The following is a 25,445-nucleotide window of genomic DNA, read 5'->3' as shown; positions in this document are numbered from 1 at the left end:
TATGCTATTTTATCAAGACGCTTTTGTATTTTGGTAAATTTTTTAAAGTGATACCTGTTCCTCTTACTACTGCTCTTAATGGATCTTCCGCAATGTAAACGGGTAAATCTGTTTTTTGGGAAAGACGTTTGTCTAGTCCTCTTAGCATAGATCCTCCACCAGCAAGGTAGATTCCGGTATTATAGATATCGGCAGCCAACTCTGGAGGTGTTTGGGAAAGTGTTTCCATAACAGCATCCTCAATCCTCAAAATAGACTTGTCTAAAGCCTTGGCTATTTCTCTATACGAAATTTGTACCTGTTTTGGTTTACCAGTGAGTAAATCTCTACCTTGAACACTCATTTCTTCTGGGGGTAGTTCAAGATCTTCAGTTGCGGCTCCAATTTGGATTTTAATCTTTTCTGCCGTACGCTCTCCCACATACAAGTTATGTTGGGTACGCATGTAGTAGATGATATCATTGGTGAAAACATCACCAGCAATTTTTACTGATTTATCACAGACGATTCCTCCTAATGCAATAACGGCTATTTCGGTTGTTCCCCCACCTATATCTACAATCATGTTTCCTTTAGGTTGCATGATGTCAACACCTATACCAATAGCAGCTGCCATAGGTTCGTGAATCAAATAAACCTCTTTTCCATTAACGCGTTCGGCACTTTCTTTTACAGCTCGCATTTCCACCTCAGTAATACCAGAAGGAATACAAATGACCATACGAAGTGCCGGTGTGAACAATTTTTTCTTTAGTGCAGGAATGTTCTTGATGAACATACTTATCATTTGCTCTGAAGCCTCAAAATCTGCAATAACACCATCCTTCAGCGGCCTGATAGTTTTGATGTTTTCATGGGTTTTTCCTTGCATCATACTGGCCTCTTTTCCGGCAGCAATAATTTTTCCAGAAACCCTATCTCGAGCAACAATAGATGGGCTATCGACAACTACCTTGTCATTATGGATAATCAGTGTGTTAGCAGTACCTAAATCTATAGCAATTTCCTCAGTTAGGAAGTCAAAAAATCCCATTCGCTTATTGTAGTTTTTGAGGTTTAAAAATCAAATCTTGTAAATGTAATAAAATTAATGTTTAAAATGACGGGTTCCAGTAAATACCATCGCGACATTGTTTTCATTACAATAATCGATACTTAATTGATCTTTGATAGAGCCTCCAGGTTGAATGACTGCAGTAATACCAGCGTTATCTGCTATTTCAACACAATCAGGGAACGGGAAAAAAGCATCACTTGCCATAACCGATCCTTTTAATTCAAAATTAAAAGATTGGGCTTTGTGAATGGCTTGATTTAAAGCATCAACACGACTGGTTTGTCCAGTTCCGCTAGCGCATAACTGCTTGTTTTTGGCTAAAACAATAGTGTTTGATTTGGTGTGTTTGCAAATCTTTGATGCGAAAATTAAATCTTCCAATTCTGTTTTTGAAGGTTTGTTATTTGTTACTTCGGTTAAATCTTCCAAAGAATCCGTAATGTTATCTCTATCTTGAACTAGAACACCATTTAAGCAACTTCTAACGGTTGTTTGTGGTAATTCAATATCATTTAAGATTAATAATATACGGTTCTTTTTGCTTTTTAGGATGTCAAGGGCTTCCTCAGAGAAAGAAGGAGCAATAACTACTTCGCAAAATAGAGAATTGATTTCTTCAGCAGTCTCTTGATCAATTTCAGAATTACTGATTAAAATACCTCCAAAAGCTGAAACAGGATCCCCTGCTAGGGCATCTATATAAGCCTGTTTGGTTGTTTCTCTTTGAGCTAAACCACAGGCGTTGTTGTGTTTTAAAATGGCAAAAGTTGGAGCTTCACCTTCAAACTCTTTAATCAAAGTTACGGCTGCATCTACATCTAAAAGGTTGTTGTAACTCAACTCTTTTCCATGAAGTTTTGTAAACATGGCATCGAAATCTCCAAAGAAGAATCCTTTTTGATGAGGGTTTTCTCCATAACGTAAAACCTGTCCTTTGGTTTCGCTAATTTTTAAAGTCGGAATTTCATGATTTTTATTGAAATAATTGAAGATGGCAGAGTCGTAATGAGACGAAACATTAAAAGCTTTGGCAGCAAAATGTTTACGGTCTTCTTCTGAGGTTTCCCCATTTTTTTCTTTCAACAATTCTAAAAATTCTGCATAATCTTCCATGGAAGAAAGGCAAACCACATCTGCATAATTTTTGGCAGCGGCACGTATTAAAGAAATACCTCCAATATCAATTTTCTCTATAATATCTTGATGGTCGGCTCCAGACGCTACTGTTTTCTCAAAAGGATATAAATCAACAATAACCAAATCAATTTGCGGAATCTCAAAATCAGCAAGCTCTTTAATGTCTGAGGAATTGGATTGTCTGTTTAAAATCCCTCCAAAAATTTTAGGGTGAAGGGTCTTTACGCGACCGCCCAAAATAGAAGGGTATGAAGTGACATCCTCAACAGGCACTACATCTATTCCTAAATTTTTAATGAAGGTTTCAGTCCCTCCAGTAGAATAAATAGTAACTCCTTGGTCATTTAATTGTCTTACGATGGGTTCTAGACCATCTTTAGAAAATACAGAAATTAAGGCCGATTTAATCGTTTTGCTATTGCTCATTTTTGAAGTGTTGTAAATAAGGGGCAAAAATAACTATTTCAGCCCGAAAAATGATAGCAAAACAACTAAAAATGAATAGGAATTTTAGCTAAAAAACGAAAGCGGTTTACAATTATAGAATGGCAGCTACTTCCTTGCAGACAAACTCTAAAAATCTCTCATCCTCTGAAGTAAATGGATCTGGAGTATTAGAGTCAATGTCTATTTGCCCAATATTTTCTCCATCTACAAAAATCGGGATAACAATTTCAGCTTTTACAGTGATGCTGCAAGCAATATAATTGTCTTGAGCCGAAACATCTGGCACTACAAAATTTTGGTTTGAAACGGCTACTTGACCACATATTCCTTTTCCAAAAGGGATGATGGTGTGGTCTGTTGGTTCACCTACATAGGGGCCTAACTTTAATTCTTCTTTATCTCCATTTTTGAAATAAAAACCAACCCAATTGTAATATGGAACATTATCTTCTAGAAGCTTGCAAATATTCAAAAGGCGTTCATCTAAAGATGAGGTTTCATCTCGAACAATCAATTCTACGTGTGGCTTAAGACCTTCCAAACTCATAATTCAAACTTTTTGCCAAAAGTATTTAAAAAGGCATGAGTACTGAGAATCATTTTGTATAAATTTAACACAGAAAAAATTATTTGATTGAAATCCCTATTAAAAAAGTATCGGGCGGTTATTGTGTTTATGCTTACCTTTTTGCTGGTCTATGCGGTACTTACCTTTGCGTATAAATTTTATTTACAATGGTCTACGGGAAATATCTATTATCCCGATTACCTAACTCATTTGGTTGCTGAACAGAGTGCTGATTTATTGAGGTGCCTTGGGTATGAGGTGCAAATGGTTCCGCATTCAGAAGAGCCTACCATTAAATTTATTGTCAATGGAAAATATCTTGCTAGAATTGTAGAGGGGTGCAATTCTATCAGTGTGATTATTTTGTTTATTTCTTTTATAATCGCATTTAGGGGAGGTTGGAAAACAACATTTTTGTATGGGTTGTTGGGTAGCGTTTTGGTGTATGTGGCCAATTTGTTCAGAATTGCATTACTGTCCATTGGTTTGTATCATTACCCTTGGCGATCTGAAATTTTACATGAGGTAATATTTCCTGCCATTATCTATGGTTTGGTATGTTTATTATGGATTTTATGGGTGAATCGGTTTTCTAATTTAAGTAAGACAAAAAATGACTAGGTTTTTGCAGTTATTTTCGGTTTTCGTATTAGTCATTTTATTGGTGTTGATTAGGTATTTTGAAGATCAGCTCTTCTATGACCCGTATCTGATATTTTTTAAAAATGATTACTTATACATAGATTCTCCAAGAAGGGAAACTTTAAGGTTGGTATTGTCGACAACTTTGAGATTTACACTAAACACCATAATTTCTTTGGGAATCATCTGGGTTCTTTTTAAAGACTGGGGTGCGGTAAAGTTTTCAGCAGTTTTATATGGGGTAGCCTATGTTTTATTGATGATGTTGTTCTTGTATTTTGTGGTCAACCCAAGACAGGAGGATTACTATTTGTTTTTTAATGTGCGCAGGTTTCTTATTCAGCCAATAATTCTCTTAATTCTTATCCCTGCGTTTTATTACCAAAGGCTTCAGGTTAAAGTTTGATTTTTTGTAAATCTTAATATGGGTTTCTGTTGGAAATTTTTACCTGACCATGTATTTTTGGTTGATTAACTAATCAACCAAACTATTATATGAAAACATTACCTACTCTAATTGCTTACTTTTCTTTTGTTTTAATCTCATTTGCCCAAACGGACTTAATCCTTTCTATTGATGGGGAGGAGTTTGAAGTTAATTTAAATGAAACGTATCACCTTAAAATCAATGGGAAGGATTCGGAAGTGCTATTAAAAGAAAAGGATACATTACTTTTCAAGGACAGTAAGTTTAAATTTAAACATATTAAGAACCATAAAATAACGCAGTCAAAAATAGAAGAAGGGGTTATTCAAATAATGATGTTTACGGCTATGGGTTCTGGAGTTTTAGTTCAAAAATATGAGTCTTTTGATCCCAATATGCTGAAAGAAATGATGCTGAATGAAGTTATAAAGGAAAGTGTGAGCTATGGTTATAAAATGAAACGAGAGGATTATGAAAAGGAGCTTTCAGATGGTGTTAAGTTGAAAGTTTTGAAGGCAGTATTGGAGTATAAGGGTGAAATAGAAACTTATGAAGTTACTTCCTTTAGCGGAAAAAGAGATGAAGGCCTATTGTTTGTTACCATGAATCTGGATAGTATGGGAGAAGAAGAGGGTGCCGATATGATTGGTTTAATGTGGGATACCTTGATTTTAGTTCCATGATTTTAGTTAAATTATAGCCAAAGAAAATATCAACGAATGGATTTCTAGTTACTTTTATTGTGTCGTATTAAAGACATTAATTATGGGACAATCAAAGCCTAAAGCTAAGCCTTCTGCTGCTCCAAAAGCGGCTCCAAAGAAAGCTCCACAAGCTACTGCAAAGAAGAAGTAGTTTGTGTATTTAGCTCAATGTAATTGAGCATTAAAACGGAAAAAGAAAAGACATGCCACCCCTTAGGGTGGCATTTATATTTTATATATGTTCGTTTATTCGGAACCTTCCCCAAGTGGACGGATGGTAATTTCTTTGGTTTGGGAAATGAGCATACCATTACTGCCCATACCCTGAATGTATAATTCATAACCGGGATCATAATTGGGCAAATCAATGGAAAATTCCCCTAACTCATTAAAGGTGATATCAGGAATCCAATGCAAGACGCTGTAATCCCTAAAGTTTGACTCTCTTGAAGTATTGTAAAACGGAGAATGGTATTTTTCAGGGATTGAGAAGCCAAAACTTAATACGGACGAATTGAATGTTTCCTTGTTCTTTTTTCTAGTGGTAATACTTTTTTTAGTGAAGATGTTGATGCTGCCTCCCAAACCTCCAAAAACATCTGCTTGACGGGACACGTAGATTTCGTCAATATCACTTACAAGTAAATTGGGGAGTATGGTCATGTCACTAGCATCTAGTCTCCTGTTGTCCATGTAAATAGCAGGTTGGTTTCTTCCTGCAAATCCAATTGCTCTTCTGGAAGATATTATCACATTCGTACCTTGGTAACTTATATCAAACCCTTGATCTCGGATGATATCAATGACCCTAGAAAATGGGTCATATCTATTCTCTAGATCTACATACTTCCCATTAAACCCTTTTCTGTAAATTTCATTTTTTGGTTTGTATTCTTTTTTGGTAGATAGGCTAACGGTATCAAGCTGCGTTGCTTTAGGGTCTATTAAAAACGAATCTGGGAAACTAATGGCGTATTTTTCTTTGAATAGGTTACTGTGGCTAAGAGGAACATCCAGATTATCTGAATTTTTTGTGGGATAAACATTGTAATAAATTCCTTTTTTAAGGATATCGCCTTTATCATTTTTTAAGCTAAGGCCTATGTAGCTACTGTCCGATAAAAAGAGATTATCAAAAGAGAAGTAATGGTCTTTGTCCAATTCTGAGCTGATCATTAATTCGTTTTCATGAGAGAACAAGAGAACTTCATTGTAATTTTTTTGTGGTTGTGTCAGTTTTCCTTTTATCTGTATTCCAGCTTCAAAAAAATGTTTGTTGTTTGGAGGGTAATTGAAAATATGGTTCCATGAATACTTACTCCAACCCTGGTTTAAAAGAAGTAGATCTAAATCATAAATGTTTTTTACGCTTTTTTCCTCAAAGTAATGAGCTGCATTTTCAATGTGTCCTTCAATATAAGGTCTTAAAAGAAAGGCATAGGTGATATCCTCTTTAAGGTTATTTGCTTTTGAAAAACGAGGTAGGGCAGATATGCTCAATTGATAAAAGGCCTGATCATTATCTGTCTTTTTAAAATAGATCCTAGTTGAATCCCGCCCTTTTTCAATTTTACTGATGTCAACTGAATTAATCAGGTTGTTGGTAAAGTTAAATATGACGCGCTCCAGTATGGGTTTATTCTGGTCGTTAAACACAGTAATGATATTAGTGCCATCCATGAGTTCTCGTATGTTTAGAAGAAAAGTGTATGAAAGCTTGTCAGCAGAAAAATTTACATCAACTCTTTTTTTAAACCCATCCCTGTGGATTAAGAAATAATAAGGCTTATTTAATAAATTGGGAAGGGTAGCGGCGTTTGTTTGTATGGTGATATAAACAGTTTCCTTATTATTGGAATGTGTTATTAAGTTTACGCCAAAAAGTTCAGCGCTCGGTAGTTGTTTGGTTATTTTACGTCCGTCAGCAAATAGAATTTCTGCCGTGTATGAAACATTGCTTTTCATTTCAAGCTGAAATTTTCCCATTCCGTAATCATTGCTATGGAAGGTCAATAGTGTTTTTCCTGAAGAGTCCTTAATAAGACCAGAAGCAATTTTTTCTCCTTTCCCGTCTTGCCTCAGAACTTTGAACCCTATGGAGTTGGTGGCATCAGCTATGCAGTGACCCCCTTCGGGCAAAAACTGAAAGTCATACTTGGGGAGTGATGCATGACTGTTGGTGGTTTGGTTGACTTCCTCTCCAATAATTTGAAAAGCGGTCACGCTCGATTCAGGAATGTGAAAGTTTTTCATCCAATTGGTGGTGACCTTGAGGTAGTAATTGCCTGGTTCGAATTTGGATAGTTCTATGTTTCCATGCGAGCAACCATTCTCCGCATACCAGAGTTTTTTTGAAAGTAATTTCCCTTCCTCATCAAATATTTCAGTGTAAATATTGACAGTTGTGAGATAGGGGAGTTGTGTTTTAATGTTGTAAATGTAAGTTTTAAACCATAGATTTTCTGTAGGAAAAAAGAGGAGTTTGTTCACTTGAGTGTGGATAACCTCTTTGTCCAAAGAAAAATAATTAGAATAAGCCGATTCGGTTTGAGGTGTATTTGGTTTTTGTGCTAATAAAGTGGTTCCTAGGGATAAAAACAATATGGTTTTTGGGAGTATTGATTTTATCATGACTTTGGGTTTTAAGTAAAAATAGAGAATTGTAAAAAACATAAAAAAGAAAGCTGAAAATAATTATATGAATTTTATTACAAATTCCTTGGGTTCATAAGGACCTTTTAAAAAATTAAATGGGACTCAAAAATAAAAGTCACACCTTTGTTTTGGTCCTTAAAATAGGTGTTTGATTATAAATTAATTTAAAATATTTAAATAGTCACATAAAATATATGCGTTTAAGTGCTTTTCGTCTGCATTTTAAGTTATATTTTGGTGGCACAAACTATTTAACTATATATGGCTTCAACTACTATGTCTGCTTATATGTGGATTCTTTTATCCATTTACGCAGCTGTAATTTTATTTTTTGTTATTAGAGGAGCGAGGAAAACCTCCAGTATTGCTGATTATGCCGTTGGTAATTTAGGGTTTCCTTCTTGGGTTGTAGGGCTCTCCCTTGCGGCTTCAATGACAAGTGCAGCTACGTTTATTATTAATCCGGGCTTTATTGCTTTGTACGGTATGTCTGGTGTTTTATCCTTTGGGGTTGTTTTTCCTTTGGCGGCATTAATTTCACTTATTGTTTTTACAAAAGGGTATGCCAAATATGGTCAGTCGGTTAAGGCGACAACCATGGCGCAATGGATTGGAAAACGATACAATAGCGATTCTTATAAGTTGTTTTTTGGCGTGATTGCATTGCTGTTAATCACCTTCATTGTGTTAATTAATGTTGGGATTACTCAGGTAATTTCAAAATCCCTAAATGTTGAGCCTTTTTATGTTTTATTAGGAATCACCGTTTTTGTTTTTGGCTACATGATGTTTGGTGGCGCTAACTCCATGGTGTACACCAATACTATACAGGCTATTATTATGTTTATAGTAGCCTTGATTTTGGTCGGTTCTGGTTATGAGTATTTCTCCAATGGGCTTTCAGGATTGTTAAATGATTTAAGTGCCATAGATCCTCAATTGGCAAAACCTACTAATGCTTCAAGTTTTCTGTTCAGGGACTATTTTGAGATTATATTCTGTCAAATAGTAATAGGAATTGCTGTCGTATGTCAACCACATATTATAACCAAATCACTTCTCTTAAAAGACCAGTCAAAAATTAATTCCTATTTATTTAGTGGTATTGTTTTTATGCTGGTTTTCTTTTCGGTAGTTATCGTTGGACTATATGCAAGGATGAGCTTTCCAGATCTTTCCGTGAATGGTGTCTCTTTAAAAATGGATGAAATAGTTCCAACTTATGTGGTACAAACATTTTCAGTAGGAGTAGGATTGGTTATTGTTGTTGGTTTAATATCTGCTGGATTATCTACTTTAGAAAGTTTAATTCAATCCCTGTCAATTACGATTACTTCAGATATTTTAAAGCCAATTTTAAAAGAAAGGATGCCTGAAAATACCATCATAGTTAATAAGCTAGTTGTTGTGGTTTTGGCCGTCGTAAGTTTTCTTTTTAGTTGGGCTCAAATAAAAAATCCTAATGTGAGTGTTGCCATTTTTGCTCAAAATGGGGTCTATGCCTATTTTGGAGCCGCTTTTGTGCCCGTGCTTTTTGGAACTTTCTTTAAAACAGTTTCTACACGTGCAGTTTTTATAGCAAGCATCGTATCGCTAGTAGTGCATTTTGGTATATATTATGGAAGGATTACGCCCTATATGCAAGAACCAGTGAACAATCCTGGAGTGTCCGCTGCAATAGGAATCGTTATCTCACTATGTGTGGGATTAATTATTAACAAAATAGATTCAAGAACAAATGGATAGATTGGATTGGATACGAAAATGGGCAGATTACACACCTAATAAAATAGCCCTTACCTCCTTTGAGCGAAATGAAACTTATTCCTATGCCCAGTTGGATACCTATGCAGATCGATTGATTGATCGTTTTTTTGATATTGGTCTTTCTGAAGGCGATAGGGTGGCCGTCCTCTCAGAGCATTGTCTGGAATATATCGTTCTATTTGTAGCATGTCAAAGAATGGGACTCATGCTTGTCCCTTTGAATTTCCGATTTTCCAATTCTGAATTAGCTAGATTAATAAAAGATTGTACTCCCAGTCTTATGGTTGTTTCAGACTCTCAAAAGGATAAATTACCAACGTTGGATATCTCAGATATTAAGGTGTTGTCTAGGGAGGTCATTCGAGAGATTTATATGAATCCTATTGGAGTTTGCCAAAGGGATTTGCCAATCAAGGAAGAAAACCCTGTCTTTATTTTTTATACCTCTGGCACAACTGGTGCTCCAAAAGGTGTGTTGTATACAAACAAAATGATGTTTTGGAATAGTCTGAACACCTCCATGCAATTGGGGATAACATATAGAGACTCTACCATTAACTCCTTGCCACCATACCATACTTCGGGATGGAATATTTTTGTGACACCTTTACTGCATAAAGGAGGGCATATTTGTATGGTTGAAAAATTTGACCCGGAAAAGGTTCTAAGACTTTTAAGTATTTATGATACGACATTGTTCATGGCACTTCCTACCATGCTACTAATGATGCAAAAATCGCCAGTTTTTAAGGAGGTTGAATTGTCAAATTTGAGGTATATTATTTCTGGTGGAGAAACGGTCCCTAGTTCGATGGTCTCCTATTGGAAGGAAGAAAAGGGGATTCTAATAAGGCCGGGTTATGGGTTAACCGAGGCAGGTCCCAGTATTACCTCTTTGCACCACAATATGATACTAACTAAACCAAATTCTATTGGGAAACCCAATTTTTATTTGGAATTGAAAATTTTGAATAAAAATGGCGAACTGGCCAAAACAAATGAAATTGGCGAGTTGTGTATTAAAGGAGAAGTAGTAACTCCAGGATATTGGAATAACTCTGTCAAAACCAAGAGTAAAATTAAAAATGGGTGGCTGCATACGGGCGACTTTGCTCACCGCGATGAGGATGGATTTTTGTATATCAAAGGAAGAAAGAATGATATGTATATTTCTGGAGGTGAAAATATTTATCCTCAAGAAATAGAAATGCATTTAGAACAAATAAAAGAGGTTAAGAAGGCCGTGGTTTTGAGTGTTGAAGATGAAAAATGGGGGCAATGTGGCTTAGCTTTTGTGGCTAAAATGGAAGGAAGCAAATTAAAAGTGGAAACTATAAAGAACTATTTAGATCAAACCTTAGTGTCATTTAAGCATCCAAGGTCCATCTTTATTTTAGACGAAATTCCCTTGACAAGTTTGAGCAAGGTGTCCAGGAAGAAACTATTAAAATATTTCAAAACCATAAGCCAAGAGTGAAAATGTGTCGTCAATTTACGTTGTGTTTTATTATCGTTTGTAGTATGTATGTACAAGCCCAAAAAGCGTCAGGTAAGATGAAAGAAATCTTAACCGCCTACTCATTTGACACCCATTATGTGTCGGTGGATTCCATGGAAATTGCTTATGTAAAGCAAGGTAACTCAGATAAAAATTTACTTTTTATTCACGGGCTAAGTAGTAATCTCGAGGCATGGTCTAATAACATTTCAAGACTTCAAGAGAATTATACCTGCTATGCTTTGGATTTGCCTGGTTTTGGTAAATCTAGTAAGGTTGATGCTCCCTATACGCCAAGTTTTTATGCAAAGGTAGTTCGTAGGTTTATGGAAAATCAAAAGTTAGATCATGTCATTTTGGTTGGTCACTCCATGGGAGGCCAGGCAGCTATTAAATTTACTGAGTTGTATCCTGAGTTAGTTGAAAAGCTGATTTTGATAGCTCCTGCGGGAATAGAAACCTTTTCAGGTCAAGAGGCACAATTTTTAAAAAATGCGTTTACTGAAGATTTCGTGAGAAGTACATCCGAAGCGCAAATAGAAAAGAACTACGCTTTGAATTTTTACAAAGCTCCAAAGGAAGTTGAAATTATGATTGAGGACCGGAAAAATATTAGGGAAGCCTCAGATTTTTATCAGCATGTCCAAGCCATAGTGCGAAGTGTTCATGGTATGTTAGATGAACCGGTATTTGATGATTTGAAGACTATTTCAAAACCAACTTTGGTCATTTTTGGTTCCAAGGATTATTTAATACCAAATAAATATTTGCATCCTAATTCAACTACCAAAGAGATAGGGCAGTTAGCAATTGAAAATATTAAAGAAGCCCAATTGGAAATGGTTGACGATGCGGGACATTTTGTTCAGTTTGAAAAATCTGAAGAAGTCAATACCTTAATAAATTCATTTCTCCAAGAGCCATGAAAGTTAAGCTTAAGAAATTTACCGAATTCAATAAACAGTTACTTCCTAATGAGGCGAGATATTTAGCTTCCAAAGAGAATTTTCTGGACGCTGAAAAGAAGGCTATTTTTGATTTATTGATTAGTAATTGTTTAAATCAGATTGGGTTTGAAGAATTTGATGACTCCATTAATAAAAGAAAATACTCTTACATCAAGAATTGGGTGGAGAAGCGAATTAGAGCCATCGATGTAGATTTGACTCTGGAGTGGCTTATTGATTTAAAAAGGAAGATTTTAACGGATGCCATTACGGCTGATGATGAAGCTGAGTTTTTGGGCTACTTGACTCAATATAAGTCTATCGAGTTTAATTTTCAGACCTTGTATGATTTAGCCAGAGAATATAAGCCCTATTTGTTGGTGAGAATGCGATATAATGATCATCAAATTGTTTCGCGATTTCTGGAGGAATTCAAAGGGGCTTATGAGCAATCCATGCAGGTAAAGGATAAATTATATCATGCTACCTCTGCCATAACCGATCAATACACCTTGAACAATCAAGAGACCAGTCATATGGAGTCATGGTTGATGGATATTTTTGAGAATGAAACCATAGATGGTAAAAATAGATATCAGGCCTTTGTTTTATTGGCCTTCATGTATACCAACTATGGAGAGAATCAAAAGCTAGAGATTTTATTCGAAAAAATAGATCGGTTTTTCAGCAATGGAATGATGTATTCCAAACGATTACTTTGTAATTATTATGCCAGTAGGGTTCTTTTGCATTCCAAAGAAGGGGATTTTAAAAAAGCAGAGTATTTTGGTTATCTCTCAGTGCGGTATGAGAACAATGATACCCTTATGTATGTCAATAATTTAGTGGCTATTTTATTAAGAGCTCATAAGGCGACAGAGGCTAGGAGATTACTGAATAAACATGTAAAACTATATCAAGAAACTCATAATTATCATCAAAAAATAGGATATGCGTCCTACTTGATTCGTACCTATATTGAATTGGGGAAAGCCGATTTGGCCATATCAACTGCTGAAATATTCCTTAAGAAATACAATGAAGATATTCTAAAGCATAGATGGCATCATTTTTTTACATCCTATGTCAGTGCTTTGGTATCTCAAGAAAAGTATGGAGAAGTTCTTAAAGTTTCCTCGAAGTATCATTTGGAAGAGCGAGAAAACGAAAGAAAGCTTAAGAATAATTATGTGCCTAATATTGCATGGAGTATTTCTTTATCACGCTTTATGGAGGGTAAAATTAGCTCTGAGGTACTTTTGAAAGAAATTAAAGATCCTTTAGTTGATATTGAAGCGACTTCAAACCAAAAAGAATTGATGGCCAAAGTCATTGAAAAGCTCTCAAAAAATTTACCAGAAGCATTTGAGAAATTAAAGTCGCACGTCTTGTTTGTGTCCATTTAATGGGTGTTTTCAGTTTTTTTTTAGTTTAAAATCAAAGTGAATATAAAAAGTCACACGCCTACAGTTATTCTTTCAATCCCATTTTCTTTTTCAATACAATTAGATTGCGTGCACAAACTAATTTAATCAAGTTTTAACTATGAAAAAACTATGCTTTATTCTCATTTTTTTTAATTCCTTTTTGGCTCTAGCTCAAAGCGAGGGGGTTCTTGAAGGTAAAATTTTAGATAGCTCCAATGAGCCTCTATCAGGTGCATCGGTTTATATCGAATCGTTAAGGAAAGGAACCATGAGTGATTTTGATGGTAACTTTAAACTTAGTGAAATCCCAGAGGGAACCTATGAGGTTTCTATTTCTTTTGTGGGATATACCACAATCAAAGAACAAGTAACAATTGCGTCTGGTCAAACGGTAACTTTAAACAAAACGCTAGAGGAATCTTCAAGTGTTCTAGATGAGGTTATCCTTACCGTTAACAAGCAACCTCAAAAGCTGACTGATGTTCCAGCTACTGTTAATGTGATTGATTCAAAAACCATTAAAGAATATTCAAGTTTTAATGTTGGTGAGTTAGCGGCTAGAGAGAAAGGAGTGGATTTTATTCGAAGCGGTGTTCTAGGTACAGGAATTAATATTCGTGGATTTAATTCTGCTTTTAATTCTAAAAATTTACAAGTTACAGATGATCGTTTGTCTACATTGATTGCTACAGGTTTACCGTTAGGAACATTTGCTACCGTTACAAAGGATGATATTGAACGCGTTGAGATTTTATTAGGTCCTAACGGAACTCTTTACGGGCCAAACGCTCATAATGGTTTGATAAGCACAATTACAAAGAATCCAAGAACTTCTGAAGGAACGACACTCGCTTTTGGAGGTGGAAATCAAAAAGTATTGTCAGCTAGGGTAAGACATGCGCAAGCGGTGAGTGATAAGTTCGCCTATAAAGTTCATTTTGAAAGGTCTCAAGGAGAAGATTTCAATTATGTTGATACAGTATATGTAGGTACTGAAGGTTATAAAGAATTAGGAATTGATTATGATTTCAACACAACAAAATATGGTACAGGATTATATTTTAAACCAGCTCCAGGATCTGAAATTATAGGATATTATGGGCATAGTAATAACAATAATATCGCTATTACTAATGCAGGTAGAAATTTAATAAAGGACTGGACAATTGATGTGGCTCAGTTAAAATACGTGTCAAAACATGTTTTTGCAAATACGTACTACACTTGGAGTAATACAGACGATACGTATGCTATGAACCAAAGAACACAAAACTATGTGTCTTTCATAAATAACGGGTTTTCAGAAGAAGAGGCTTTGGAGCGCTCTTATACGGAACAATGGTTTCCAACAGGGCCAGGAACTGGAGTGGCATTACAAAGAGGGGCTGTTTTTAAGGATGCTTCTCGTAGATTTAATGCTGAAGCCCAGTATAACAATAATTGGAATCAATTTTATTTAACAGCGGGTGGTCAATACCAGCTGGATATGGCTGACTCTAAAGGGACTTATTTATTAGATCAGGACGGAAGTATTGATATCGCTCAATTAGGTTTCTATGGTCAAGTTGAATACCGACTTGAGGATTCTGGATGGAATTTCTTATTTGCAGCTAGAGTTGATAACCATGATTTATATGGCTCCAATTTTATTCCAAAGGCAGCTATTACTAAGAAAATTAACGCTGGAACCTTCAGATTAACATATGGTAGAGGTATTGCGGTACCATCTATCTTAAACTTGAAAGGTAATCTGTTTGGTGGCTTGGTTTTAGGTAATGGAGAAGGCTTTACGTTGAGTGATGGTTCTACAATAGACAAATTACAGGTTGAAACTATCAATTCATATGAATTAGGGTTCAAAGGGAAGTTATCTAAAAAGATGTTTATTGATGTTAGTGCTTACTACAACCAATCTGATAATTTCATTAGTCCACTAAGAAATATTGCAGATGCAGCAAATGGAAAATTCGTAACCCATATTGGTGACCAACCTATAGGTGATGTGGTTGAAGGGTCAGACGGGTCCTTTGTACTTACCTATTTGAATTTTGGTCATGTTGATACCTATGGACTGGACTTGGGATTGAATTATTACTTATCTGATCAATGGAGAACCTCTTTAAATTATTCTTATTTCGGACGTCATTTGGATAAAAATGACATGAATAATGATGGAAATTTAGATGGTGTTGTATTGGAAACAGAACTTCCTGTAAATACACCGGAGCATAAAGCTGGTTTAGGGTTACATTATTCAGGTAAAAAGTTTTACGGGACCATATTTGGAAACTGGACTCAAAAATATGATTTCTTCTCTGGTATCAATATAGCTGCTGAAACTCAAGATTTAAATGGTGATGGGGATAATGATGTTATTGAAAATGCACAAAATGGAAGAACATGGAATTATGGGCAATTGGGTGGATTTACAGTTGATGCAAATGTAGGTTATTATATCACAGATAATTTTACAGCAGGTGCAAGTGTTACCAACTTATTTAATGCTGAAGTAAGACAATTTGTGGCTTCTCCAGCGATGCAGACACTGGTTTCTTTTGAGTTGAAATATACCATAGACTTTTTCAAGAAAAATAAGAACCAGTAAACCAAATTGAAAATGCCCAAAGTAAATGTAAATAATATTGAGTTGGATTACCTTGATCAAGGTCAAGGTAGTCCCATCATATTACTTCACGGTCTGGGTTCCACCAAACAAGATTGGGATGCTCAGGTGCCATTTTTCTCTAAAGAGTTTAGAGTTTTGGCACCAGATTTAAGAGCTCATGGAAATACTACAATTCCAAAGGAAGATTATGGAGTCTCATTTATGGTAGAGGATGTCAAACAACTCATGGATGAGTTACAAATTGAACATGCTCATTTTGTAGGATTTTCAATGGGAGGTGCCGTTGCTTTTCAAATGGCGGTTTCGCATCCAGAGTATGTGGATAAAATGGTGATTGTTAATAGTGGACCAGATTTTAATGGGATGGGGCAAATTGGAGACGATTTGATAAGCCATCGAACCGAATTTTTGAGAACAAGAGGCTTGGATGAATTGGCTGCTGAAATCTCATACAACATGTTTCCTGAGGAAAATCAAAGGGAGATGCGAATGATTTTTGAAAAGCGTTGCAAGGAAAATCATCCTAAGGCTTATGAAAAATCTTTTTTGACATTGATGTCCTGGGGACTAGGTGAAGATTTGAAAAAAATAGATCATGCTACCTTGGTTATAGCCTCTGATATGGATTACACCTCCGTAGATTTTAAGAAGGAGTATGTTTCCAGAATGGCAAATGCACGTTTAGAGATTATTGAAAATTCTAGACATGGAGTGGTTATGGATCAGTCGCTAGCATTTAATCAAACTTTGTACAATTTTTTGAAAAATGAATAAAGTCGTTTTAATAACTGGTAGCACCAGTGGCATCGGATTGGGAATTGCTAAGCATTTTGCAATTCATGGCTATGATATTATGTTTCATGGTTTAGAAGAAAATGGACAGGAAATTGCTGATGAAATAGGTGAAGCTCATAATATAAATGTGGCATTTTCCAATGCGAATCTTATGGATCCTAGCAGTATTGAAGGATTGATATCGGATACAGTTAAGTTGTTGGGAGGAATTCATGTTTTGATAAACAATGCGGGAATTCAATTTGTATCGCCAATCGATGAATTTCCAAATGACAAATATGAGTCTATTATTTCAATTAACATGAATGCGTCCTTTTATGCGTCTAAAGCAGCATGGACATATTTTAAAAAGCAGAAATTTGGTAGAATTATCAATGTCTCTTCAGTTCATGGTTTAAGAGCTTCAGAGTTTAAGGTTGCTTATATTGCTGCCAAACATGGGGTAATAGGAATGACCAAGGTTTTGGCTCTCGAAGGAGCTCCTTATAACATAAACTGTAATGCTATTTGTCCCGGGTATGTGAAAACCCCTTTAGTGGAAAATCAGATTAAAGATCAAGCCAAAGCTCATAATCTTTCGGAAGAACAAGTGGTCTCAAAGGTCATGTTAAAGAAACAAGCCGTTAAAGAGTTTGTGCCTATTCAGGCCATTGCAGATACGGCATTGCTTTTGGCTAAGGAGTCCTCATCCACAATTACGGGTGCATCATTCGCCCTTGATGGTGGTTGGAGCGCTCAGTAAGAAATAAAGAATTAATTTTTGAATTAGTTTAATTGTAAGCGTTTTAAGTTGCCTAACGGTTTTAGTTAGGCAACTTTTTTATGATTTGTTTCGTTCCAAATCTTTAATAAAAGGGCCTTTAATGGACTATGGTTTTTTTTAAACCTAGCATTCGTACAATCAAAGACTATTAATCCACTCCTCAATAAGTGCGACACCTTCACTATGAATTAATTCCCTGCCTATTTCTGGCATTCTTATGTCAATCTCGCTGGAATTCATTCGGTATAAGAGGATCGATTCCAAAGCATTTCCGGGTTCAATGACATATGTAAAGCCTCCAGACCCGCTCCCAGCTGCTACCGGTGTTTTATAAATACCAAGGCTTAAAGGGTTTTCATTAAAATAGCCCAAGTAAAGCCCAGAGTTATTGGCAGCTCCCCCCGCTGAATGACACGACGAACAATTCACCGCAAGATATGCTCTGGCTCGTTCATTTAAATCTGCTGTGGTATCTTCAAACTTAGGCCATGAAGGGATGATTGTATTGGTTGGAGCTTCCAAGATCCCCAGATTGACCCAATGGGTTATTTGATTTTCGGTGTTTGAACCATAGTTGAAGTCTTTGTTTAAGTTATGTATTCTAGGGCCTATGACTTCTATTTTTCCATTGTTTCCATGACAGATAATACACTGGTTTTCGTTGGGAATTGAATAATTGAAGGTTTGTTGTATGTCATTAATAGTGATAGTAACATTTTTAGTGCCGCCTACAACGGAATGATAAGCTTCGGTTTGTGAATCGTTCCATGTATAGGTCGCGGGTTCCCAGCTAGCGGCTGTTTTTATTAATAATCGTGTTTCAATAATATAATCTTCACCATCCAGATTATAATAAAAATTCTTTATCAAAACAGAGCCGGTGGGGAAATTTAAAACTTCCGTATCATTATAAGCGATTGTTTTTCCTCCTGGGACATATACAAATCGCTTTTTAAGGGCATAGTCGCTAAATAGAGGTGTGTTGAGGTCAAATGGAATGATCCCTGAATCAGTATTAGGTATTAAATTTTTAAGGTCTCCAATAAAAAAATTATATTCAGATAGGGTGTTGAACGGAGTCCCTGAAGGTATATTCACACCTGATGTTGGGATTTCCACATAGTCATCTGAAGTGCTGCAGGCAAATAATAACATGCCCATAATTCCCATAAATAGATATTTTAAATGTAAACTCATAATTAATATTTAAATGGTTCAAAAGTACAGCCTTTGGTAGGCTGTACTTTTGAATGATTGATGTTAAAATTCTTCAAATTCCACATGTGGCAATGGATCTGGGCTGCAATCGTGGGGTGATGTATCCATAGTGAAAGATTCAAACGTAGGGTCTGCTGCGGCATTTAGGTTTATGAAGCTAGGGTCTGTGGCTTCTTGAAGGCAAACATCTGTAGGTTGCATCAAGATGCCATCTAGCAGAATATTAGGATAACCGGTTAGTTGGAACAATTGCATTAATGCTTGGGCTAAAGCGGGTTGATTGGGATTGACAGTTCCTGACATGATATACGAATTCTCATGGATATTCAGACCTTGTGGAAATGGATTAAATGTTGGGTCCTGTGGATTTGGATTTACCATTAAATAGCTAGCAACAAGTACATTGGTGAAATTGTTGTCGACTAAAGCATTGTTGAAAATCTCCACATTTTTGGTGCTTAATACCATGATGCCTGTTCCGGCCGGTACATTACCGATAATATTGCCTTCGGGAGCAAAATTACTGCGGTTATTATCGTGAATATTATTGTCGAAGACCCTTGTGTCACTACCGCTTTGGGTTAGACCGGGAAGATCAAATACCAAAATACCTCCTGTATTGTCAAATACATCATTATCAAATACATCAGCATTGGTTGTGTTCTCAATTTCGATTCCTCCAACATTTCCTTCGGCCACAGTGTTTTTAACAATTACATTGTTAGATTGACCCACATAAATACCCGAATCTGATGCGCCATAGGCATAGCAATTGTCAATATATACATCTTCACATAATACGGGATATAAGCCGTAAGCGCCATTATTAGAACTGGGTTCACCAGACCATACGGTGGCTACATTTACAAAGCTTACTTTAGTACATTCCCTTGTTTTGAGCGCGTCACCAACCGCGTCTTTTATAGTAAGATCTTCAAATCGGATACTAGTGGAGTTTTCTACTAGAATACCTTCCCCTCCAGAGTTTTGAGCGCTAAAATCCAAGTAAGTTTGGTTTCTTCCAGCTCCCTTGATGATTATTTCATCTTTGCCTGTCATAGAAAGACTGCCAGTGAAATTAAAGGTTCCGGCTTCAAAAAGGATCGTTTGACCTGATTCAACTTCAATAAATGCATCTAAGGCTTCATTTTGAGCATTAGCTCCAGGAGAAATGGTTATGACGTTTGAAGGTGAAGTGGGGAAATTATCATTGTTGTCGTCGTCATTACTGCAAGAAGTAATTATTAAGGTAAAGCACATGACTTTACTCACTGTCGAAAATAATTTTTTAATAGTTTGATACATAGCTTTGGTTTTTAAGAATTGTTAGTACATTTTATTGATAACCAAGGTTGTAAAAAACTATTAATAGGTGTTCCTGATTCCTCTATGCTATGTAAATTTGGATGTCCAACGATAATTTCGGACTTATAATTTCATTTGTTTTCCTGTTATTGAAAGTGTATAAATGCAGAGAGGACCTTGAATTTTCAAGGCCCTCTCTTGTTTATGAAGCTAATATGATTGTAATTATATTACATCATACCTGGCATACCGCCACCTCCCATTGGAGGCATTGCAGGCTCATCTTCTTTGATGTCTACCAGTGCGCATTCTGTTGTTAAAATCATTCCAGAAACAGAGGCAGCATTTTCAAGTGCAATACGGGTCACCTTTTTAGGGTCAATAATTCCCGCTTCAAACATGTCTACATATTTCTCATTCTTGGCATCGTAGCCAAAATCCTTTTCTCCTTCTAGTACTTTGTTGATTACTACAGATCCTTCTCCTCCTGCATTTTCAACAATAGTTCTTAAAGGTGCTTCAATGGCTTTATTTACAATTTGAACACCTGTTGTTTCGTCTAGGTTTTCGGTTGTTAATGATTCAAGAACTTTTTTAGCTCTAACCAAGGCAACACCACCACCAGCAACAATACCTTCTTCTACAGCGGCTCTTGTAGCATGTAAAGCATCATCAACGCGGTCTTTTTTCTCTTTCATCTCAACTTCACTTGCAGCACCAACATAAAGAACAGCTACACCTCCAGCTAACTTAGCTAAACGTTCTTGTAGTTTTTCTTTATCATAGTCTGAAGTAGTGGTTTCAATTTGAGCTTTGATCTGGTTCACTCTTCCTTTGATGTCTTCAGGGTTTCCAGCACCGTTAACAATTGTTGTATTGTCTTTATCAATGGTAACGGTTTCTGCAGTTCCTAACATGCTTAAGTCAGCATTCTCAAGAGAAAATCCTCTTTCTTCAGAAATTACAGTTCCTCCAGTTAAAATAGCGATGTCCTCTAACATGGCTTTTCTTCTATCGCCAAATCCAGGAGCCTTCACTGCAGCGATTTTTAAACCACCTCGTAATTTGTTAACAACCAATGTAGCCAAAGCTTGACCTTCTACATCTTCAGAGATAATTAATAAAGGACGACCTGATTGTGCAACTGGTTCAAGAATTGGAAGAATTTCTTGTAGGTTAGAGATTTTCTTATCGAATAAAAGGATGTATGGGTTATCTAATTCGGCAACCATTTTATCTGCATCCGTAACAAAATAAGGAGAAAGATATCCTCTGTCAAACTGCATACCTTCTACAACATCTACATACGTATCAGTTCCTTTAGCTTCTTCAACAGTAATAACACCTTCTTTGCCTACTTTGCCAAAAGCTTTAGCGATTAATTCACCAATGGTATCATCATTATTAGCTGAAATGGCAGCTACTTGTTGTATTTTTTCTGAAGAATTTCCAACTTTTTTAGCTTGAGATTCTAAATCGGCAGTAATGGCTTCAACTGCTTTGTCAATTCCACGCTTTAAATCCATAGGATTAGCTCCTGCTGCCACATTTTTCAAACCTTCTTTGACGATTGCTTGAGCTAAGACAGTAGCGGTAGTAGTACCATCTCCAGCTAAGTCATTAGTTTTAGAAGCTACTTCCTTAACCATTTGAGCTCCCATGTTTTCAAGAGCGTTTTCTAATTCAATTTCTTTTGCCACAGAAACCCCATCTTTAGTTACTTGTGGAGCTCCAAAACTTTTGCTTATGATTACATTACGACCTTTAGGTCCTAAGGTTACTTTTACAGCGTCTGCCAATGCGTCAACACCACGTCTTAATCCGTCGCGTGCTTCAATGTCAAATTTAATATCTTTTGCCATGTTGTATTTTAATTTTTAGTAGATTAAACAATTGCGAAAATGTCGCTTTCACGCATAATCAAATAGTCCTTACCATCCAATTTAAGTTCTGTTCCAGAATATTTTCCATATAGAACAGTGTCTCCAACTTGAACAGTCATGGGCTCGTCTTTAGTGCCTTTACCAACAGCAACCACTTTGCCCTTTTGTGGTTTCTCTTTTGCATTATCAGGAATGATAATTCCCGCAGCTGTTTTAGTTTCAGCTTCAACAGGTTCTACAAGAACTCTGTCTGCTAAAGGTTTAATGTTTAATGCCATATGTTTAAAATTTAATTTTAATAATTATTGTTTTGGGAGAAGCGAAAAATATGCCAATGCCAAAGGACTGACAAAATTTCATTTACTATAATTTGAGGTATAAAAAAAGCCAACCTATTGGTTGGCTCTTTAAAATATTTTTAAAGATTACTTTGTAGAATCTTGTGCTGTAGTTGTTGCGTTTTCTGCTGGAGCAGGAATATCTGGGGTTGTAACTGGCTGAGTCGTTGTTGCTGGGTCTAATGCTTTTGATTCATTAGATTGAGCTCCTCTGTGAATGGTAACATTAGATAATAGAATCAATGCCAACATCACTCCGGCCAACGTCCAAGTACTTTTGTCCAAGAAGTCCGATGTTTTTTTAACTCCTCCCAATTGTTGGGTTCCACCACCACCAAAAGAAGAAGAAAGTCCACCTCCTTTAGGGTTTTGTACCATAATCACTACGACTAATAAAAAGGCTACTACAACAATTAGTACTAAAAATATTGTGAACGTACTCATCTTAAATTATTTATTTTGTTCTTGTAATTTTTCTACTGCTTTAATTTGGTCTGCAAAGAAACCACTTTTTTCTGGATATTTCAAACTTAAAATTTTATAAGATTGAATTGCCTTTTTATAGTTTTTTTGCTCTAAATAAATTCGGGCTAGAGTTTCTGTCATCAAGGCGTCAGGTTGTAGGATACTTTCCTCAGCCAAGTTTTTGTTTTTACCTGTAGATTTCTCTGGGGAAATCTTAGGATTGATAGAAATAAACTTGTCTATAAGAGCAAATTTCCTTTTTCTATCCGTTTCTGTTTCATCCTTTTTAGTTGAAACTTCCTTCGGTTGTTCCTTTTTTTCTGAAGAATCCATTTTGTCTGTCTCCTCATTTCTTTCAATAGGTTGGTAAGAGGTTAGTTTTAACCATTCATTGAAAGAGTGGGTTTCTTTTGCGTCAAACTCTAATGGCTTTCCGATGTTTAGAATATCAATTGAAGTCCTTTCCTCTTCAATTTCTGAGATATTTTCCTCAGTGTCGTTTAAAGAAGTATCACTTTTTGATTCTGTAATTTCCTCAGTTTTGTCCAATTCAAAATAGGCAATAGGAGCCTTTTTGATTTTGGGCTGAAACAAATCGGGGTCCAAGATATCTTTGGTGTCTTCAATATGTTTTTTTAACTCTGGGTCGTCAGAAACTTTTTTATCTACCGAAATGTCATCAGCATCAACATCCATTTCTTTGAGATAAATAGTATTTTGTTTGATGGACTTGGAAATTTCATTTTGCTGAAAATCTTCCGAAGTAATAAAATCAAACAAGATACTTCTGTCTGTTGTATAGGCGGCTGTTGTTTTTAACTCTTGATTGTATTTGAAGCTTTCGTCGTCTTTTAAAGCTTTTAGATAAAGTGCTCTAGCAGGTTGAAAGTAGGGGAAAGCATCAATAATGGCGCGAATTCCGTCCACATCTGCAGAAGAAATGTCCTGCGGATGTTGTAAAATATTATGGAATTCGGCTCGATTCATAAGGTTACCATTTAGCTAAGGTAGCATTAAATATGTCTTGAGTCAAACGTTCAAATAATTCTTCGTGGGCTGTGTCCTTGTCCGAACCAATTAATTGTTGGTTACCGGCATAGTCATAGAAAAAGGTAAAGCGTTGTTCAAATGTTTCGTCTGGTTCACATTTGTCATAATATCGGACGTTAACTGACATAGTCAGTCTGTTTTGGGCTGCCGTATTGTTGGCTGTAGCCGTAGTTGGCGAGATGCGGTATTCAGTGATTTCCCCTTCGTAAATCATATCCCCGCCGCTTTTTACCAATTCCAAATTGGTCTGGTTAAGTAACAAATCGGTTAGGGCATTGGTGAAATCCCTGTCAAGTCCTGGCTCAATCAATAAGGCGTTGTTTTGAAAATAGTTGACTTGAAATGTTTTATTTTCGGGGCAGATTGAGGCTCCTGTAAAGGAGTAAAATCCGCAACCGGAAACCAAAACAAATAAGGCAATAATCGAAAACAGTTTTAGGAATTTTGTCATGATAGATTAGAGGTCGTATTGTTTAATTTTTCTGTAAAGGGTGCGCTCACTGATGCCCAAATCCTGTGCTGCCAATTTACGCTTTCCATGGTGTCTTTCAAGCGATTTTTTGATTAATTCCAATTCTTTGTCTTGAATAGATAAGGTTTCTTCTTCTTCCACATCTTCAGCAAAGTGGTATTTATCCTCTAAAGTTTCTTCTGGTAAAGGTTCTGGGAGGCTTCGGTTTTCTGGAAGCGATAGCACTTCAAGGTCTTCTAGATCTTCAACGGCATCTTCGGCTTCATCTTCGCCGTATATTTTTTGAATCAAACCTTCATGGCTTTTTTGAACTTCGGTAGCATTTCCGCTTTTCATCAATTCCATGGTTAGTTTCTTTAAGTCATTAAGGTCGCTTTTCATGTCGAAAAGCACCTTGTATAAAATCTCCCTTTCACTGCTAAAGTCACTTTCAGACTTGCTGTTGTTAACAACGGCAGGAAGATTGTTGCCTACATTGGGTAGATAACTTCGTAGTACTTCTGCTGTTATAGTTCTGTTTTGTTCAATAACAGATATTTGCTCAGCAACGTTTCTTAATTGTCTGATGTTTCCGTTCCATCTATATTTGAGTAGGATACTTACGGCATCATCAGTCAATTTGATAGTTGGCATTTTATATTTAAGCGCAAAATCACTGGCAAACTTTCTAAAAAGCAAGTGAATGTCTTCCTTACGCTCTCTTAAAGGGGGTAAATGAATTTCTACAGTGCTAAGGCGGTAGTATAAATCTTCCCTGAATTTTTCCTTTTTGATGGCTTCAAACATATTCACGTTGGTAGCCGCTACAATTCTCACATTCGTTTTTTGAACTTTAGAACTACCTACCTTGATAAATTCACCGTTCTCTAAAACCCGGAGTAAGCGTACTTGTGTAGGGAGCGGTAATTCTCCAACTTCATCTAAGAAAATGGTTCCACCATCAGCAACTTCAAAATATCCGGAGCGTGTTTGTGTGGCTCCTGTAAAAGCACCTTTTTCATGACCAAACAACTCACTGTCTATCGTCCCTTCGGGAATGGCACCACAGTTTACAGCAATGTATTTACCATGTTTTCTATGGGATAAAGAATGTATAATTTTAGGAATACTTTCTTTCCCAACCCCACTTTCTCCTGTCACTAAAACTGAAATGTCTGTTGGTGCTACTTGAATGGCTTTTTCTATGGCCCGATTTAATTTGTGATCGTTACCAATAATGCCAAATCGTTGTTTTATAGCTTGAATAGATTCCAT

Annotated in this window: 22 protein-coding genes; 10 read left to right on the top strand and 12 right to left on the bottom strand. The window is 36.2% G+C overall.

Annotated features, from left to right (window positions below; genetic code table 11):
• Positions 1 to 4: 4 nt before the first annotated feature.
• The 3 genes from LOK78_RS12870 to LOK78_RS12860 all read right to left on the bottom strand — a co-directional run bounded on the left by LOK78_RS12870 (position 5) and on the right by LOK78_RS12860 (position 3,188).
• Entirely contained in the window at positions 5 to 1,033 is a 1,029-nt protein-coding gene (locus LOK78_RS12870; protein ID WP_053970281.1) for a rod shape-determining protein, read from the bottom strand.
• Between the two features lie 54 nt (positions 1,034 to 1,087).
• Complete coding sequence (gene purH, locus LOK78_RS12865; RefSeq protein ID WP_232395283.1) at positions 1,088 to 2,620, bottom strand: bifunctional phosphoribosylaminoimidazolecarboxamide formyltransferase/IMP cyclohydrolase; 1,533 nt, start codon at positions 2,618 to 2,620, stop codon at positions 1,088 to 1,090.
• A 112-nt stretch (positions 2,621 to 2,732) separates the two neighbouring features.
• Entirely contained in the window at positions 2,733 to 3,188 is a 456-nt protein-coding gene (locus LOK78_RS12860) for an XrtF-associated fRMsr-like GAF protein (protein WP_232395285.1), read from the bottom strand.
• 87 nt (positions 3,189 to 3,275) lie between these two features.
• Here LOK78_RS12860 and xrtF point away from each other — a divergent pair, with 87 nt between their 5' ends.
• The 3 genes from xrtF (at position 3,276) to LOK78_RS12845 (ending at position 4,961) form a co-directional block, all read left to right on the top strand.
• The gene (gene xrtF / locus LOK78_RS12855; protein WP_232395287.1) at positions 3,276 to 3,830 is read left to right on the top strand and encodes an exosortase family protein XrtF; all 555 of its coding nucleotides are present in this window, start codon (positions 3,276 to 3,278) and stop codon (positions 3,828 to 3,830) included.
• Positions 3,823 to 4,257, top strand: a complete 435-nt coding sequence (locus LOK78_RS12850; protein WP_232395289.1) for an exosortase F system-associated membrane protein — start codon at positions 3,823 to 3,825, stop codon at positions 4,255 to 4,257. The genes xrtF and LOK78_RS12850 overlap by 8 nt, the downstream gene beginning before the upstream one ends.
• 89 nt (positions 4,258 to 4,346) lie before the next feature.
• Complete coding sequence (locus LOK78_RS12845; protein WP_232635174.1) at positions 4,347 to 4,961, top strand: hypothetical protein; 615 nt, start codon at positions 4,347 to 4,349, stop codon at positions 4,959 to 4,961.
• 267 nt (positions 4,962 to 5,228) lie between these two features.
• Here the strand turns inward: LOK78_RS12845 and LOK78_RS12840 are convergent, their stop codons facing one another.
• A complete protein-coding gene (locus tag LOK78_RS12840; RefSeq protein WP_232635173.1) occupies positions 5,229 to 7,613 on the bottom strand; it encodes a hypothetical protein in 2,385 nt (794 codons plus the stop codon).
• Positions 7,614 to 7,898: 285 nt separating this feature from the next.
• Here LOK78_RS12840 and LOK78_RS12835 point away from each other — a divergent pair, with 285 nt between their 5' ends.
• The 7 genes from LOK78_RS12835 to LOK78_RS12805 all read left to right on the top strand — a co-directional run bounded on the left by LOK78_RS12835 (position 7,899) and on the right by LOK78_RS12805 (position 17,439).
• Positions 7,899 to 9,383: a sodium/pantothenate symporter gene (locus LOK78_RS12835; RefSeq protein ID WP_232635172.1), complete on the top strand. Its 1,485-nt coding sequence runs from the start codon at positions 7,899 to 7,901 to the stop codon at positions 9,381 to 9,383.
• Positions 9,376 to 10,881, top strand: a complete 1,506-nt coding sequence (locus LOK78_RS12830; protein WP_232635171.1) for a class I adenylate-forming enzyme family protein — start codon at positions 9,376 to 9,378, stop codon at positions 10,879 to 10,881. Before LOK78_RS12835 ends, LOK78_RS12830 begins: the two co-directional genes overlap by 8 nt.
• 77 nt (positions 10,882 to 10,958) lie before the next feature.
• The gene (locus LOK78_RS12825) at positions 10,959 to 11,828 is read left to right on the top strand and encodes an alpha/beta fold hydrolase (protein WP_232635170.1); all 870 of its coding nucleotides are present in this window, start codon (positions 10,959 to 10,961) and stop codon (positions 11,826 to 11,828) included.
• Positions 11,825 to 13,255, top strand: a complete 1,431-nt coding sequence (locus tag LOK78_RS12820; RefSeq protein WP_232635169.1) for a hypothetical protein — start codon at positions 11,825 to 11,827, stop codon at positions 13,253 to 13,255. The genes LOK78_RS12825 and LOK78_RS12820 overlap by 4 nt, the downstream gene beginning before the upstream one ends.
• 139 nt (positions 13,256 to 13,394) lie before the next feature.
• Positions 13,395 to 15,881, top strand: a complete 2,487-nt coding sequence (locus tag LOK78_RS12815) for a TonB-dependent receptor (protein WP_232635168.1) — start codon at positions 13,395 to 13,397, stop codon at positions 15,879 to 15,881.
• Positions 15,882 to 15,893: 12 nt separating this feature from the next.
• Positions 15,894 to 16,676 carry an alpha/beta fold hydrolase gene (locus LOK78_RS12810; protein ID WP_232635167.1) on the top strand — a complete coding sequence of 261 codons (783 nt, stop codon included), beginning with the start codon at positions 15,894 to 15,896 and terminating at the stop codon, positions 16,674 to 16,676.
• Positions 16,669 to 17,439, top strand: a complete 771-nt coding sequence (locus LOK78_RS12805; RefSeq protein ID WP_232635166.1) for a 3-hydroxybutyrate dehydrogenase — start codon at positions 16,669 to 16,671, stop codon at positions 17,437 to 17,439. Before LOK78_RS12810 ends, LOK78_RS12805 begins: the two co-directional genes overlap by 8 nt.
• Before the next feature lie 159 nt (positions 17,440 to 17,598).
• On the opposite strand, the gene LOK78_RS12800 is transcribed toward LOK78_RS12805, so the two are convergent.
• From LOK78_RS12800 to LOK78_RS12765, 8 genes are all read right to left on the bottom strand, one after another.
• Positions 17,599 to 18,657 carry an SO2930 family diheme c-type cytochrome gene (locus LOK78_RS12800; RefSeq protein WP_232635165.1) on the bottom strand — a complete coding sequence of 353 codons (1,059 nt, stop codon included), beginning with the start codon at positions 18,655 to 18,657 and terminating at the stop codon, positions 17,599 to 17,601.
• Between the two features lie 63 nt (positions 18,658 to 18,720).
• Complete coding sequence (locus tag LOK78_RS12795; protein ID WP_232395311.1) at positions 18,721 to 19,983, bottom strand: parallel beta-helix domain-containing protein; 1,263 nt, start codon at positions 19,981 to 19,983, stop codon at positions 18,721 to 18,723.
• 230 nt (positions 19,984 to 20,213) lie between these two features.
• Positions 20,214 to 21,845, bottom strand: a complete 1,632-nt coding sequence (gene groL, locus LOK78_RS12790) for a chaperonin GroEL (RefSeq protein WP_053970266.1) — start codon at positions 21,843 to 21,845, stop codon at positions 20,214 to 20,216.
• A 23-nt stretch (positions 21,846 to 21,868) separates the two neighbouring features.
• On the bottom strand, positions 21,869 to 22,144 hold the full coding sequence (gene groES, locus LOK78_RS12785) for a co-chaperone GroES (RefSeq protein WP_053970265.1): 276 nt from the start codon (positions 22,142 to 22,144) through the stop codon (positions 21,869 to 21,871).
• Positions 22,145 to 22,291: 147 nt separating this feature from the next.
• Entirely contained in the window at positions 22,292 to 22,648 is a 357-nt protein-coding gene (gene secG / locus LOK78_RS12780; RefSeq protein WP_166961020.1) for a preprotein translocase subunit SecG, read from the bottom strand.
• A 6-nt stretch (positions 22,649 to 22,654) separates the two neighbouring features.
• Positions 22,655 to 23,656: a DUF8458 domain-containing protein gene (locus LOK78_RS12775; protein ID WP_232635164.1), complete on the bottom strand. Its 1,002-nt coding sequence runs from the start codon at positions 23,654 to 23,656 to the stop codon at positions 22,655 to 22,657.
• 4 nt (positions 23,657 to 23,660) lie between these two features.
• Positions 23,661 to 24,170, bottom strand: coding sequence for an LptE family protein (locus tag LOK78_RS12770; RefSeq protein WP_166961024.1), 510 nt, complete (start codon positions 24,168 to 24,170; stop codon positions 23,661 to 23,663).
• A gap of 6 nt (positions 24,171 to 24,176) precedes the next feature.
• Positions 24,177 to 25,445 (bottom strand): sigma-54 interaction domain-containing protein, encoded by a 1,269-nt coding sequence (locus LOK78_RS12765; RefSeq protein WP_053970393.1) that lies wholly within the window; start codon positions 25,443 to 25,445, stop codon positions 24,177 to 24,179.

The organism is Mangrovimonas futianensis (genome assembly GCF_021245805.1).
GTDB lineage: Bacteria > Bacteroidota > Bacteroidia > Flavobacteriales > Flavobacteriaceae > Mangrovimonas > Mangrovimonas futianensis.
The sequence above is the reverse complement of the archived record's forward strand: the minus strand, read 5'-3'. Positions and strand labels throughout refer to the sequence as shown.